Origin of the sequence: Psychrosphaera sp. F3M07, from assembly GCF_018860345.1 — a bacterium.
GTDB lineage: Bacteria > Pseudomonadota > Gammaproteobacteria > Enterobacterales > Alteromonadaceae > Psychrosphaera > Psychrosphaera aquimarina.
On the sequence record NZ_JAHKPJ010000009.1, the window covers coordinates 1 to 16257 of the forward strand.

At 39.2% G+C, this 16257-nt stretch carries 12 protein-coding genes; 6 read left to right on the forward strand and 6 right to left on the reverse strand.

Translation table 11 applies throughout. From position 1 onward, the window contains the following. Nucleotides 1-182: 182 nt before the first annotated feature. Entirely contained in the window at nt 183-836 is a 654-nt protein-coding gene (locus tag KO505_RS03370) for a response regulator transcription factor (protein WP_216054037.1), read from the reverse strand. A 4-nt stretch (nt 837-840) separates the two neighbouring features. Continuing rightward, the gene (gene acs, locus KO505_RS03375) at nt 841-2724 is read right to left on the reverse strand and encodes an acetate--CoA ligase (protein WP_252731626.1); all 1884 of its coding nucleotides are present in this window, start codon (nt 2722-2724) and stop codon (nt 841-843) included. Between the two features lie 306 nt (nt 2725-3030). Between acs and KO505_RS03380 the strand changes: the two genes are divergently transcribed. The 6 genes from KO505_RS03380 to KO505_RS03405 all read left to right on the forward strand — a co-directional run bounded on the left by KO505_RS03380 (nt 3031) and on the right by KO505_RS03405 (nt 14363). After that, nucleotides 3031-4062 (forward strand): DcaP family trimeric outer membrane transporter, encoded by a 1032-nt coding sequence (locus KO505_RS03380; protein ID WP_216054039.1) that lies wholly within the window; start codon nt 3031-3033, stop codon nt 4060-4062. Nucleotides 4063-4234: 172 nt separating this feature from the next. Further along, on the forward strand, nt 4235-5299 hold the full coding sequence (locus tag KO505_RS03385) for a M28 family metallopeptidase (protein WP_216054040.1): 1065 nt from the start codon (nt 4235-4237) through the stop codon (nt 5297-5299). A gap of 153 nt (nt 5300-5452) precedes the next feature. Beyond that, the gene (locus KO505_RS03390; protein ID WP_216054041.1) at nt 5453-7468 is read left to right on the forward strand and encodes a TonB-dependent siderophore receptor; all 2016 of its coding nucleotides are present in this window, start codon (nt 5453-5455) and stop codon (nt 7466-7468) included. Between the two features lie 34 nt (nt 7469-7502). Then, nucleotides 7503-8597, forward strand: coding sequence for an HmuY family protein (locus KO505_RS03395; RefSeq protein ID WP_216054042.1), 1095 nt, complete (start codon nt 7503-7505; stop codon nt 8595-8597). 100 nt (nt 8598-8697) lie between these two features. Further along, nucleotides 8698-12858, forward strand: a complete 4161-nt coding sequence (locus KO505_RS03400; protein WP_216054043.1) for a cobaltochelatase subunit CobN — start codon at nt 8698-8700, stop codon at nt 12856-12858. Between the two features lie 179 nt (nt 12859-13037). After that, on the forward strand, nt 13038-14363 hold the full coding sequence (locus tag KO505_RS03405; RefSeq protein WP_216054044.1) for a Na+/H+ antiporter family protein: 1326 nt from the start codon (nt 13038-13040) through the stop codon (nt 14361-14363). Nucleotides 14364-14437: 74 nt separating this feature from the next. Here the strand turns inward: KO505_RS03405 and moaE are convergent, their stop codons facing one another. Genes moaE through moaB form a run of 4 tightly spaced genes read right to left on the reverse strand, consistent with a single transcriptional unit; the run spans nt 14438 to nt 16225 of the window. Further along, entirely contained in the window at nt 14438-14899 is a 462-nt protein-coding gene (gene moaE / locus KO505_RS03410) for a molybdopterin synthase catalytic subunit MoaE (RefSeq protein WP_216054045.1), read from the reverse strand. Nucleotide 14900: 1 nt separating this feature from the next. Then, on the reverse strand, nt 14901-15176 hold the full coding sequence (moaD, locus tag KO505_RS03415; protein ID WP_216054046.1) for a molybdopterin synthase sulfur carrier subunit: 276 nt from the start codon (nt 15174-15176) through the stop codon (nt 14901-14903). Further along, nucleotides 15173-15679, reverse strand: coding sequence for a cyclic pyranopterin monophosphate synthase MoaC (moaC, locus tag KO505_RS03420; RefSeq protein WP_216054047.1), 507 nt, complete (start codon nt 15677-15679; stop codon nt 15173-15175). Before moaC ends, moaD begins: the two co-directional genes overlap by 4 nt. A 3-nt stretch (nt 15680-15682) precedes the next feature. Further along, nucleotides 15683-16225, reverse strand: coding sequence for a molybdenum cofactor biosynthesis protein B (gene moaB / locus KO505_RS03425; RefSeq protein WP_216054048.1), 543 nt, complete (start codon nt 16223-16225; stop codon nt 15683-15685). Nucleotides 16226-16257: the final 32 nt, after the last annotated feature.

Here is a 16257-nt window from a genome sequence, read left to right on the forward strand (position 1 = left end):
CCTACCATTTAGGACGAGCGCTAAAAGTTACTCAAAATTCTAAATTCAAGTAGACGATAAAGCTTAAAATCCAGAATGTGATAGTAATAAAAAGCGATTACACCATTTGGGTAAACACATGATTAAATTTGAAATTAAAGTGGGTGTCTCTGTTAATTTTCTGTTAATTTGAGCCTTCTGATTTAGTTACTAGATACACTTGGTTCTAATTGTAACTTTTCAGCTAACAGTACCGCTTGTGTTCTATTATTTATACCTAATTTACGGAATATTGCGGTTATATGCGCTTTAATCGTTGCTTCTGTAACATTTAATTCGTATGCGATTTGTTTGTTTAACAAACCTTCGTGTAATAAGTACAACACTCGGTATTGTTGTGGTGTTAGTTGTGCAACACGGTTAGCTAAGTCGAGATCATCGCTAGATAAGGCCTGAATTTGATGAGCAATTCCTGGTGGAAGCCAAGTATCACCTTCTAAAATATTGTTGATCGCTTGGGCTATTTGCACCGAAGATGAGGATTTCGAAATAAATCCCATCGCACCAAACCCCATGACTTTTGATATAATATCAAGTTGATCTGAACCAGAAATTACCGCAACAGGTAATTCCGGATAGTCTTCTCTAATTCGAATTATGCCATATAAATCACCGCTACCAGGCATGTGTAAATCGAGTAATACTAAATCTAAATCGTCGTGATTTTCTATTTGTTGGATAGTTGACTCAAGGGAGTCTGATTCAACGATACTCAATTCAGAAAATTGAGTTCGTAAGGCGCCAATTAGCGCCTCACGAAATAATGGATGGTCATCTGCTATTAAAAAGTTAGCCATATTTTCATCGATTTAGTCGATTCTCGATGATGGTATCCACCACACTTGGATCGGCTAAAGTAGATGTATCTCCTAATTGAGCATAATCATTTGCTGCGATTTTTCGTAATATCCGGCGCATAATTTTGCCACTTCTGGTTTTTGGTAAACCATTAGTCCATTGGATCATATCTGGCGTTGCAATTGGGCTGAGATCATGGCGAACCCATTCACGTATTGCTTTAGTTAAGTCTTCCGTTACTTCTGTTCCAGATATTGGCGTTATGTATACGTAGATACCCTGACCTTTAATGTCATGAGGATAACCAACAACAGCTGCTTCTGCGATTTTTTCGTGTGCCACTAGTGAACTTTCAATTTCAGCTGTGCCTAGTCGGTGGCCTGAAACATTAAGTACATCATCAACACGACCTGTTATCCAATAATAACCATCATTGTCGCGTTTACAACCATCACCTGTGAAATAGACATTTTCATAAGCAGAAAAATAGGTTTCTTCAAAGCGTTTATGATCGCCATATATAGTTCTGGCTTGTCCTGGCCAAGAATCTTTAATGATTAAGTTACCTTCGTTTTCACCTTCAAGTTCATTACCTTCAGCATCGACTAAGGCGGGTTGAATACCGAAAAATGGGAAGGTTGCCGATCCTGGTTTTAATTTTGTTGTGCCCGCAAGTGGAGTGATCATGGCGCCACCGGTTTCGGTTTGCCACCAAGTATCGATAATTTCACATTTAGACTTACCAACCACATCGTTATACCAATGCCAAGCTTCAGGATTAATCGGCTCGCCGACGCTGCCCAAAATACGCAAAGTATCACGGTGTGAATCTTGAGCCGCTAAGTTCCCTTTTGCCATCAAGGCACGTATTGCGGTAGGGGCGGTGTATAAAATATTTACTTTATGGTTATCAATGATTTGACCAATACGTCGTTCGTCAGGGTAGGTTGGAACCCCTTCAAACATAAGGGTTGTTGCTCTATTCGCAAGAGGGCCGTAAACAATATATGTATGCCCTGTAACCCAACCAACATCGGCGGCACACCAATACACTTCACCTGGTTTGTAATCAAAAATCATTTGGTGAGTCAGTGATGCATAAACTAAATAACCGCCCGTAGTATGCACTAACCCTTTTGGCTGACCAGTTGAACCTGAGGTGTATAAAATGAAAAGGGGATCTTCTGCATCCATTGGTTCTGCAGGACAGGTCACAGCACAATTTTCTGTTAGTTTATGCCACCAAATTTGTTTATCTAATAATGGCATTTCTACATCGTCGTGATTAAAAATAATTGTCTGTTCAACACACGTCACGTCATCTCTTGCTAAAGCTTCATCAACATTTGCTTTTAATGGCAAACTTTTCCCGCCACGTTTACTAATGTCAGAGGTGATCACGATTTTTGCTTCACAATCAATAATACGGTCAGCAATGGCATGTGGAGAGAAACCGGCAAAAATAACAGAATGAATTGCACCTAATCTGGCACAAGCTAACATGGCGTATGCTGCTTCTGGCACCATTGGCATATAAATAACAACACGGTCACCTTTATTAACACCAAGTGATTTTAAACCGTTAGCTAATTTACATACTTCATCGTGAAGTTGTTGATAACTAATGTGTTGGCTATGACCAGGACTGTCAGCTTCCCAAATGATGGCCGTTTCATCAGCATGTTGTGCTAAATGTCGGTCAATGCAGTTGCTCGACACGTTAAGTTTGCCGCCAGCATACCAATCAATATTAACATTGCCTTTATTAAAGCGGGTTTGTTTAACTTTAGTGTATGGCGTCATCCAATCTAAACGTTGCCCTTGGGCATCCCAGAATTCATCTGGTGTTTCAATAGAAGCTTTATATAACTCTTTATATTGCTCCATTGTTAAAGGGTTTGATTGATTATGATTAATCTTTGGAATTGAATATGATTTAGAGGTCATAATATTGCACCTGATGAGTAAATTTAGATTACGTGTATTTTTAGACACTCGGCCATTTTTATGAATTAGACCTTAGTCGAATTGGGCATTGCGATGGTATTAGACCTTAGTCGAATAGACTAATAGCTAATTGCTCAATTAATGTTCTTTTCAAATAATGAATCTCGAAAAAAGATAACTAAATGGCTGCGTAATGATTTCTGTTGGCAGCTCATCAGTTCATAATCAATGACTAGGGATGCAACAATGAAAAAAATAATAAATGTATTAACGTCAGCCAGTTTACTATTTAGTGGCCTTTCTTATGCTGCTTACGAATTTAAAGTAAATGATGAAGAAACCATTAAATTTGGTGGTTTTGTTAAAATTGATGGCCGACATGTAGATGGTAACGTAGCGTATCGAGATTTTTGGATAGGCAGTGGTTCAGTATTGGCTGAAGATGCCGCCCAAACTAAATTCTTTGCGAACGAATCTAGATTTAATACGACTTACACTAATAATGGTGTGACCGCATTTATTGAAATGGATTTTTATGGCGGTGGCGGCACTGAAACCATTTCTAACTCTTCACATCCTAGACTGCGCCACGCGATGATTAAGTATGAAGACTTTGTGATAGGCCAAACTTGGACCACCTTTATGAATACCAGTGCGTTGGCTGAAACCGTTGATTTTGCAGGAGCAATGGTTGGCGAAGCCTTTGTACGAAATACTCAGGTGAGATACAGCAAAAATGGTTGGTCAGTCGCATTAGAGAATCCAGAATCATATGGTGGCGACCCAGCCAATGATTCTATGCCTGATATGATTGCAAAATATCAACATAACGCCGACTGGGGTAATGTGTCAGTGGCCGGTTTAGTGAGACAGTTAACAACCACTATGGGTGAAACTGAAAGCGCTTTTGGCGTTTCAGTTGCGGGTAAAGTCAAAGTAGCAGATAAAGACGATTTTAGATTTCAATTCCATCAAGGTAATTTAGGTCGTTATGTTGGTGTTGCAGCCGCACAAGACTTGGTTGGTGAAGAAGTAGAAGAATCGACCAGCTTTATGGTTGCGTATCGTCATTTTTGGACTGAATCAACTCGTAGTTCTGTATTTTATGGCAACATAACCACAACAGAAAGCGATGTCGATAGATCTCATTGGGGTATCAATGTATTCAAAAACTACACACCTAAGTTTTCTGTTGGGGCCGAGTTAGGCAACTTTGAAATGGCTGAAGCAGATGCGGATTCAACTTATATGCAAGTATCTGCAAAATTTGCATTTTAATTTGTTAGCTGAATTGGCCAGTGTTTGTTAACAGTGGCTACGGCTTTTTAAAGATCACAAGTCGTTTGAAATACTCACTCAACTTGTGATCTTTTCTATTCATATCTTTTTTCTTTGGATTGTTCGATTTGTTCTGTATTTTGTGTGGTAATAAAATACTATGGAATTAAATATGAAATCCCTAATATCAAGTCTATTCATTCTCCTTATATCCAGTACTGCATTTGCAAAAGATTCAACGCCTACTGAAAGTTTTGCGTGGCAAAAATTAGTTGAATTAACCGATGAAACGATAGGCATTGGTGCAAGGCCTGCAGGTTCAGATAAAGAAAAAGAAACGGCAGCTTGGATAAAGGAGCAATGGCAAACATTAGGATATACCGTCAACGAGTTTCCATTTGAATTCACGTTAAGAAAAAAGTCGTTTACCTCCTCAAACTTATCCATGGTGATCAAAGGCCAATCAGACAAAACCATTATTATTGGCGCGCATTATGACTCCACAGGCGAGAAACAAGGTAGTTTAGGCACCACGGATAATGGCTCTGGTGTTGCGGCTATTTTGGCGTTAGCAAAACGATTAAAAGGTCAAACCTTGCCTTATACGATTAAGTTAATCGCTTTTGGTGCTGAGGAGTACGGTTTGCAAGGTTCAAAAGCTTATGTTGGTAAACAACAAGAGTCGCTTGAAAACGTAATTGGCATGATTAACTTAGATACTATTATCGGTGGTGACAAACTCTATATTCATAATGCCCATGAAAAATCATATAAATGTAACGCAGTTGAGAACCCGAAATACAACTCGTCATCAGTATTGAGAGACGGATTGTTAACCACATCTAAAGCCTTGTTTGCTGACAATAGCCACAAGTTACACCCTGCCTATGACGGTTACCCAGAAGGACAAACAGGAAGTTGGTCAGATCACGCACCTTTTGCATGCAGTGGGATGCCAATTGCTTATTTGGAAGCCACTAACTTTGCAATAAATGGACATTCAGGTAATGATGGATATTCTCAAACGACACATAGTGATGTATGGAGCTGTTATAAAGAAGATGGAAAAACCGCCTGCGATAGAGACTCAGAGAAAAAGTGGGGCATGATCTGGCACACTGAGTTTGACCGACTAGACAAATTAACCACGCTGTTCAAAAACAAATTGAAACATCAATTAATCCAAAATGTTGATGTACTAGAAACTTTTGTAAAACAGGCTGATAAAAATATTTAGCATAGAATCATTTGAACAATAGTAAAAAATAGCGCCTAAAAGGCGCTATTTTTTTATCTATGAATTTACAAATCGGTGAGGTGAAATAAAAAAACAACAATCTAATTGATAATCGTTCTCATTTGTATTGACTTAAGTGTTAATAAGTTTATTATGTTTGCAAATAAGAATCATTATCATTTAAATAATATGTCGCGCTTTAATCTCTATCTGTTACTAACCTTATTATCACCCGCTTTAACCCAATCTGTTTTTGCCAAAGAAATAGAAACCTTAGTTGTATCTGGAACGAGAACGCCAAAGTTGTTGAGTAACTCGCCAGTGTCTGTAGACGTAATTGAAGGTGAAACTATTCAACTGTTAAGCCAAGGTACGTTAGCCAATGTTTTAGACTTTATACCTGGCGTTGTTATTACTCGAAGTGCTAAAGATGGTTATAACGTTCAGATGCAAGGTTTTGATAGTAAACATGTACTTATCTTAATTGATAGCTTGCCTGTCGTTTCACCAACGGGATCCTCAGTAGATTTAGATCAAATTAGCGCCAGTGACATAGCACAAATAGAGATAATTAAAGGGGCTGCGTCTGTTATGTATGGCAGTTCGGCATTAGGTGGTGTGATCAACATCATCACTAACAAAGACAGTTCAGCCGCAACGTCACTGAGTTATCAAATATCACAATATATAGACCGTGAATACGAAGGTTCAGCACCGTTTTCAAATACATTAAAATTTAATACCGGTGCGTATGTTTTTGGTTGGGATCATAAAGTTAATGTGCAACTCATCCAAGATACAGGGTTTGATTACGACCTCAATACGGTTGCTGTGGATGCTGCAGAACTGGATAAGACTTTTATAAACTACTCTACCAGCAAAACATTAAGTCAGTTGATTGCTCAATTTAAATATCAGTATTTTGATGAATATAAAAAGCGTGATGTTTCTGTGTTACCGGGACAATCTGATATCGTATTTTATTCTTCAGACGTTCATCAACATCAATTCGACTTTTCACTAAATAACCCCAATAGTGGTAAAAATTGGCGCACGAATACACGTTATATTAGTCATCAAGAAACCAGTGGCCAGACAGGGAGTTTACGTGAAACCACAATAACGTTAGCTGAAATTGATGGTCAAAAAGTATGGCAACATGGAAGCATTAATCCTAAGTCTACAGGCGAATCTGGTTCAGAAACGGTTGCTGGTTGGTTATTACATCAAGATCAATTAGACCAATATAAACCTGCTGATGGCAGTGTTGAAATTAACGATGAATCTCGCAGTAGCATTGAAGCCTATGTTCAGCATAATTTTATTTATAAAAATGCTCAGTACCTAGCCGGTTTTCGCGCACAACAAGATTCGGATTTTGGGACACATACCGCATTTAGAATTAGCTCAATGCTGAACTTAGGTAAAAGTGGTACTCCAATAAAATGGCGTGTAGGACTTGGACAAGCTTACCGAGTACCTGATTTAAAAGAACGTTTTTATGTATTTGACCACAGTAACTTAGGTTACATGGTGTTGGGTAATGAAAACTTAATGCCTGAAACAGCTACTAGCTTGAACACCAGTTTGTCTGTACGTACTAGCTTATTTGATCACTTTGCGGACGTGTCATTAGAAATTGCAGGTCATTATTCTGAAACGGAAGACTTGATCAATACGATACATAACGCACAGTTATCTGCTGAAACAGGTTTGGATATTTCAGAATATAGCAATGTCGAACAAACCAAGATTTATGGCTTTGATGTGAGTTCAGAAGTCACTTTTGAGCAGTGGAGTTGGCAAGTAAATTATGCTTACAACGACAGCAAAGATGACAATAAACAGCGCCTTCAAGGCCGACCTCGTCATCAAGCTAAAGTCAGTGTTAACTATCAATTTGATCAACCTTCAATTAATGCCATTTTATATGCCGTTTATCAAGCGGACGAAGAGATCCCTAGTTCGTACGACGGGGCCGTTGTAACAGATTATACCATTGTAAAATTTAGCTTATCCCATGCATTAACTGAGCAATTGTCATTACGTTTTTCAGTAAACAATTTATTTGATGAACATAAAGATCTTGCCGCTCAAAAAATCAACCATTTTGATCCACGCCCAATATCAAGCCGAGAGCTTGTGTTTGGTGTGAATTACCAATTTTAAAAATAAAACTATTAATACTTTCAAGGAGTTTGTTATGAAAAACCTATTTAAACTATCCCTATTATCTCTTGCTGTTGTGTTGGCTGGTTGTAGTGATGACGATGACGATAAAAAAGTGATTGAAGAAGACGTGGTTGTAGAAGGCGAGATCTTTGGTCCATTCTCAACGGGTTCTAGTCAAGAGTCACACTTCGCGTACTTTGATTTAAATACTCAATCATTGCTTGAACTTACCGCAGAAGAAGCCGCAACAAACACAGAATGGGATATAGCGTTTAAACGTACAGGTGTGTACTTGAATGAAGCACAAGATACGCCTGTTTCAGTTTATTTCACAGGTAATAACGCTGACTTTTATGATGCTAATGGTGCGGCTGTTGTAGATACATTTGTCGCTGCAACACCAGATTCAGAACTTGCTGATTACACAGCGGTAACATTTGCTGACATTCCATCTGATGAGAATATGTTTGTATCTGATGTAACTGAGCGCATTTTAGATGGTTTTTATAACTATGACTTCACAACACATGTAGTGACAGCTGCAGATGATAAATATTTCATCGTGCAGTCGGATGACTTATTCACAAAATACAGTGTGACCGACTTAGTACAAGATGGTATGGCAATGACAAGCGTAACCTTAAGCGTTGCTGTACAAGATAATACAACGGAAGAATTTGGTGAAACAACAGACGTTGTTGTTGATCTAACTTCATGTGTGGCAGGTGAATCCAAATACATTGACTTAGATGGTCAGTCGGTTGTTACTGCCACTGATGCATACGATTTAACCATTGAGTGTGCCGATGGAGGTGCTGATTTCGCTATTGATTTAGTTGACGATGCGTCAGCAATTCAAGATTTCACTAACGCGTTTAGTGGAGTGGCCGTTGCAGCAGCAACCCATTATGGTTTCCAACCAAATCAATATACGGTTCGTGCCTTTTCTGAAAATAACTGGTATGCCTACAACCTACAAAGTGGCCACAAATTATGGTCACAATACGGCGTTTATATTGTTAAAACCGGTGAACAATACTTCAAGATTCAGTTCACTAGTTATTACGATGCAGAAGGTACTTCAGGCAGTTATAGCTTACGTGCAGACGAATTAACGTCTGACTAATTACAGCTAACATTAAATACATTAATCAAAATAGAGTCAGGTATTTCAGTACCTGTCTCTTTTTGGTTTTAAATAGATTGGTATAAAAAGACAATTAATTATGTTGAATATTCGATTAAATAAGTTTGTTTCTTTGGTCACAGTTGCGCTGTTATACCTGAGCAATCAAGCAAGCGCAAAAACGTCAGAAACTACAGCTGATCCTGCAACATCAACAAAGGTTTTATTTATCAGTGCTGCGCACAGTAATAGAGCCAAAGTGACTTTATTAAAAGATGCCGCTAAAACTCATGAAGCAAAATGGAGCATCACCCATAAATCGACTCGTGATTTAAAAGATGTAAAACAAGTAGAGCAGTTGTTTAATCAGCACCAATTTATAGTATTAGATGGTGTATCAAAAAATGAATCCGAGAAAAGTTACCAGGCCTACCTAGGGCTGATAGCAAAGAGCGATAAGGTGTTTTTTGCGCCAGGTTGGTTGTCTCAACAAGCTGCTCAAAAAGGCATTAACACAGAGCAACAAATTAACTTACGTGACTATTGGAAAAACGGTGGTCGAGTAAACTTAACCAATATGTTGAGTTATATCAGTGTTAACGTATTAGATTCTGGTAAGTCAGATTTAGAGTTCGGTAAACCGATTATTTTTCCAGAAAAAGGCATCTATCATCCAACATTACCTAATCTAATTGTTGATAATTTAGATGATTACTTTGCATGGAAAAAGCCAGCGGCTAATCAACCTAAAATAGCGTTATTGTTTCAACGTGCCAATATAGAAATTGAACAAACCACACTGATAGATGAAACCATCAAACGTTTCGAAGACAAAGGCGTACATGTGGTTCCGTTTTTCTTTAAGTTAAGTCCAGGAGAAAAGAATTACAACGAGCTCTTGTACACAGGTATAGATCAAACAACACCTGCGGTTGATTTAATTATTAACTTTAGAAATATTCACTGGGCTAATCAGCGTAAATTAGAATTTGAGCAGTTTGGGGTTCCAGTATTACAAGCATTAACGTATTACAGCGGTAATAAAGCGGCATGGGAAGCGGATGAACAAGGCATTGATGCTGGCATGATGGCGTTTACTTTAGTCTTGCCAGAAAGTGCAGGGGTTACCGACCCTATGGTGGTTGCTGCAATGGATAGACGTACTGCTAAAGTTGAAGTTATCGACTATCAGTTAGAACACTTAGTAAACAAAGCGTTTAATTTAACTCAGTTAAAATACAAAAAGAATCAAGACAAAAAGATCACTGTATTTGTATGGGGCGACCAAGATGTTGGGGCGTCATTTATGAATATCCCAACCACATTAAGTGCCATAACTAATACATTAGATTCAGAAGGTTATGCAATCCCAAGCCAAGACGACACTTTTTTCAGTGACAAAGTTAAAAACATATTAGACCCATTTTATCGTGACTATCAGCTTGATGAATTGTTGAAAAATGACTTAGCTGAATTAATGCCAATTGCTGAATATAAGCGTTGGTATGCCACTTTACCTAAAGCAATAACGGATAAGATCACCGAGCATTGGGGACAGCCTGAAGATAACTTTATGGCGGTTCAACGTGAGGGGACAAATTGGTTCGTATTGCCACGTATACGTAACGGCAATATGTTAGTCATGCGTCAGCCACCTCGTTCTGATAACAAAGAGAAAGAGTCGGGTATTTTCCATGAAGGCCTAGTGCCAATTAATCACTTCTATTTAGCCGCGTACTTTTATGCGCGTGATTATTGGAAAAGTGATGCCATCGTGCATCTAGGAACTCATGGATCTCAAGAGTATTTAGGCGGTAAAGAACGTGGTTTGTCTATGTATGACCAAGGCAATTTAGCGGTTTGGGATACACCGGTTGTCTATCCATTTATTGTTGATGATGTTGGTGAAGCCATGCAAACCAAACGTCGTGGACGCGCTACTGTCATTTCACATATGACACCTCCTTTTGCTGCTGCTGGCTTACACGGTGATATTTCGGTATTACATGAATTAATGCATCAATATAAACAACTTGATGAAGGTGGCGTAAAACAAAAAACAGCCAAACAAATTGAAGCTAAGTGTATTGAAGCCAATTTATGTAAAGACATTGCTTGGGATGAAGCTCAAATAGCGGCTGATTTTGAAGGGTTTTATGATGCCTTACATACCCACATGGAATCAATTGCTACAGCCAATCAACCATTAGGTTTACATACCTTTGGCGAGTTAGCTGAAACCCGTTTGTTAGTTTCAACCTTAGTGCAAATGTTAGGTGTTGAGTTCACCAACTTAGCATCTGAATTTGAACATGATGAGTTTGTCTCCGAAGAGCATGGCTCACACGATGATCACGATGAGGATGACAAAGACAAACACAGTCATAGTTTCCATGAGACGGGAACGTCTGAAAAAGATGACATTAACGACTTATTACCAGAGCAAGAGCTTGAGCAATTAGCTGGTTACCAAACAGTTTATAATTATATTGTATTGCCTGTAATAGACGCTAAAGCGGCACAACAACCTGTTGAATTTGACGATTTATCTGATGAGTTAAAGACGTTTATTGAAACGGGTAAAAATATGTATGCCAGCATGACAGGTATTCGTGAGTTAACCAGCATGTCTGACTTTTTATCAGGTAAGTATATTCCAGTTAAAACCGGCGGTGATCCAATCCGTAACCCAGAGTCATTAGCTACAGGTTACAACTTATATGGTTTTGATCCGTCAAAAGTACCAACCAAAGCAGCCTACGAACAAGGCAAAGAATTAATAGAACAAATGATTGCAGATCATGTTGCTAAAAATGGTTCTTATCCAGATAAAATGGCCTTTTCTTTGTGGTCTATTGAGACGATGCGCCATTATGGTGTACTAGAAGCGCAAGCGTTATATGCCATGGGAGTAAGGCCAATCTGGACTGAAACTGGGCGTGTTGTCGGTTCTGAGATCATTCCTTATTCAGAGTTAGGACGTCCGCGTGTGGATGTGGTGTTATCTGCAACGGCACTATACCGTGATGCTTTTCCAAATGTTATGCAGCGTTTAGCCAAAGCAGTAGAACAAGTAGCACAGTTAAAAGAAGACTCAAACCCTATCTGGCGTAACAGTGTCCGCATTAAACAAGAACTATTAGACCAAGGTGTATCAGAAGACGATGCACAGTATATGTCTACGGTTCGTGTGTTTTCTAATAAATCAGGGGATTACGGTTCTACTGTGGATTCTATAGCTTGGGATAGTGGTTCTTGGGAATCAGACTCAGTGATAGCTGATAGCTACATGAACAAAATGGGTTATGCATTTGGTGCTGACCGCAGCCGTTGGGGTCAAAAACTGACGAATGATAAAGGCGAAAGAGTTAACTTATATGGCAAACAATTGTCAGGCACTGACATAGCCTTGTTCTCTCGGTCATCTAACTTATACGGCATGTTGTCATCAGATGATCCGTTTGAATACTTTGGCGCATTAAGTTTAGCGGTAAGAAACTTAGATGGTAAAAGCCCTAACATGGTGGTGTCTAATTTAAGAAACGCTAACAATGCAAAAGCAGAAGATGCCGGAATATTTTTAGCTAAAGAATTAAGAACCCGTGTATTCCATCCTCGTTGGATCAAAGAAATGCAGAAAGAGGGATACTCAGGTGCGGTAGCCATGAGTTCGCGTATGGATAATTTCTTTGGTTGGCAAGTGGTTGATCCTACCCTTATCCGAGATGATCAATGGGATGAATTCTTTGATGTCTATGTTGATGACAAACTAGAGCTTGGTTTAGATGAATGGTTTGAGAAAACCAATCCACAAGCGTTAGCGCGAATGATGCAACGTATGTTGGAAGCAGAACGTAAAGAATACTGGGAAACCTCACCAGAGCGTCTTAAAAAGTTAGTGGAAACCTATAGTGAGTTTGTTGAAAAATATAACTTGTTTGTAGATAACGAAAAACTGAAAGAAAATGTGACTGAATTAGCGACCGGTTTTGGTTTAACGCCGCCTAACTTTAATGCGCAAGCTGCACAAGTTGAAGCGGATACAAATCCGGCGCAAGATCAATCACAAGGGCAAACGGAACAAGTCACGGGACAGAAATTAGAACAACAAAAGCCAACGGAATCAGACGTATTAGACAATACGGTTTGGTATTCAATTTTGGGTCTGTTGTTTATTTTCTTTGCTGGTTTTGTTGTTGAATGGTTTAAAGTTAGCCGCACTGAAAGTAGCGAAAAAACCAAAGTTACTGAACTAAATTAGCCTCCAATATAAAGGAGAGTTGAACCAATAAGTTCAACTATCTCAAACGACTAAAAGCGTAAGTTGATCGTTCAACTTACGCTTTTTTATTAGCATTACTCGTTATTGTGTCTAGTAATCTCATACAATTCAGACATAATCCAATAGGATAAATAAGAATAAAAAAATTAGGGAAAAGTATGAACGCTGTAGTTATTGCGGTATTGCTTATGGTGGGTCTTAGTTTAGCGCGAGTAAATATTGTTATTGCGTTAGTATTAAGTGCTTTAGTAGGCGGTGTTGTTGGTGGATTGCCATTGTTAGAAACCGTCAATGTATTCACTCAAGGTTTGGGTGGAGGGGCTGCCATTGCATTAAATTATGCCATGTTAGGTGCATTTGCTGTGACCATATCTCGCTCTGGTATAACCGATGTATTAGCCAATAAAGTTATTACAAGAATTAGCGGGAAAAATGCAACCGCAGGCAGTACCATTTGGGTTAAGAGCATATTATTTGGTGTGATTTTGCTTGCTGCCATTGCTTCACAAAATATAGTCCCTGTACATATTGCCTTTATCCCAATTCTTATCCCTCCTTTGTTACATGTAATGGCTCAGCTCAAATTAGACAGACGCGCTGTTGCTTGTATTTTAACCTTTGGTTTAACTTCAACTTATATGTTGTTGCCAGTTGGCTTTGGTAAAATATTCCTTAATACCTTGTTGTACACAAATTTAGTGGATAATGGCGTAAGTATTCAAGCAGACCAATTACCTTTGGTAATGGCAATCCCTGTGTTTGGCATGTTTTTAGGCTTGTTAGTTGCCTTGTTTGTTACTTATCGTGGTAAACGCGAGTACTCGTTAGATAAAATTTTAGAATCAGAGCCTGAGAGCCATACTATAAGGACTAAACATCTATGGGTTGCTGTGATTGCGATTATCAGCGCCCTGTCAACTCAATTAGCCACAGACTCTGTGATCATAGGTTCATTAACTGGGCTGGTTGTGTTTGTTATTGGCGGTGTATTAAAAGTTGAAGAAACCCAAGACGTGTTTACCAAAGGGGTTTATATGATGGGCTTATTTGGATTTATTATGATCTCAGCCGCGGGTTTTGCCGAGGTAATGAAAGCGACGCATGCGATAGACTCATTAGTATTAACTACCACAGATTTAGTTGGTGACAATAAAGTATTGGCGGCATTTTTAATGTTGTTAACAGGCTTGTTGGTCACTATGGGAATCGGCTCTTCTTTTTCCACCATTCCAATTATTGCCTCTATATACGTACCTTTAGCATTAGGGTTTGGTTTCTCACCTATGGCAACGGCCGCGTTAGTTGGTGCTGCAGCAGCATTAGGTGATGCGGGATCGCCGGCATCTGATTCAACCTTAGGGCCAACATCAGGTTTAAATGCAGACGGACAACACGATCATATTTGGGATTCAGTCGTACCCACTTTCTTGCACTACAATATTCCACTGATAATCTTTGGTGTTATTGCGGCTATGGTTTTGTAAACAAGGATGCGAGTTGCGAGCTCGGGTGAAGTTAACTCGCCACTCGTAGCTCGTACACTCGTTACTTAATTAACTTAATCCCACCTTTGTTGGGCGATTTCATCTTTAACTTCAGCTTCTACCCAACGGGTGCCTAGGTCTGTGTTTTCTTTTTTCCAAAACGGCGCGCGGTTTTTAAGAAAATCCATAATAAACTGCGCGGCTTCAAATGCGGCTTCGCGATGTTTACTGGTGACGCCAACAAATACGATTTGATCAGATAAGTTTAGTTGACCAACACGATGAATAACTCTCACTTTACCTAATGGCCATTTTGCACGAGCGTTAAGGACAATATCCTCTAATGCTTTTTCTGTCATGCCCGGGTAATGCTCTAAAGTGAGTCCTTGCACATGATTACCTTGATTGTAGTCTCGTACTAATCCCACAAACGTCACGACCGCACCATCAGCGCTATTAATCGTACTGTCAGTATTAGTCAGTAGGGCGTGGTATTCAGTTGCCATATCAAAGTCGTGTGTTTGCACCGATATCATTTTATCCGCCTGTTACCGGAGGGAAAAAAGCAACTTCATCACCATCTTGCAAAATATGCTCACCATTCACTATGGTTTGATTTACTGCCATTAATAACTTGCCGTTTTGCATATTTAATTGCCAAGTTTCGTCGGTGTTTGCTAGTTGCTCACGTAATTGTTCAAGTGTGAAAGCTGATTTTAATGTTGAAGCAAACTTTGGGTCGTTAAGGTTAATACTTAATTCGGCACAGCTTAGTGACTCTCTCAGTTGGGCGAAAAATAGGACTTTGATCATTGTGAATCGCTTTCAACAATTTGTTTATTTTCATGTCGCCAATGGCCTGTTTTACCACCGACTTTCTCTAATACTTTAATGCCTTGAATTTCCATATAAGGATCAGCCGCTTTGCACATATCAAATAAGGTTAACGTGGCAACACTTACAGCCGTCAATGCTTCCATTTCAACCCCCGTACGGCCAGTTAATTTACACATGGCTTGGACACGTATGCGGTTAAAGTCTGGTTGGATTTCAAAATCCACATCCACTTTTGATAAGGCCAATGGGTGGCACAAAGGAATTAAATCGGCACATTTTTTTGCAGCTTGAATACCGGCAATTTTTGCAGTGGTGATCACGTCACCTTTTTTATTGGTGTGATTAATGACTTCTTGGATAGTAGCAGGTGACATCAAGATGTAACCCTCTGCAATTGCCGTTCTTACCGTTGGCGTTTTGTCAGTAACATCAACCATATTTGCTTGGCCGGTTTGATCTACATGAGTTAACTTTGTCATGAATTAACCTCTCGACGTGTTGCAAGTATCAACCGCTGACTTTAATTGACCTACAAAATTACAAGGACGATGTGATGCGTCTAATTGAGATTCAATTATGCCCCAAGCTGTCTTACACGCACCAGTCGAACCCGGCATACAAAATACTATGGTGCCATTGGCTAATCCGGCCACCGCACGTGATTGAATCGTGGAAGTGCCTATTTCTTGATAAGACACATGTCTAAATAATTCGCCAAATCCATCTACTACTTTATCAAACAAAGGCAGCATAGCCTCTGGTGTTGAGTCACGTTTGGTGAAGCCTGTGCCTCCGGTAATTAATACGGCTTGCACATCTGTACTGGCAATCCAGTTGGAAACAACGGCACGCATTTGATAGATATCATCTTTGATAATTTTTTTATCAATCAAGTGATGACCCGTTTGTTTTAACGTGTCTGCAAGATAACCTCCAGAAGTATCGGTCGATTCGTCACGGGTATCGGATACGGTTAAAACTGCGATATTTAGTGGTGTAAAAGGAACGGTTTGTTTTGCTGCCATCTTGTTACCTGTACTTAATTATTATCTGTTGT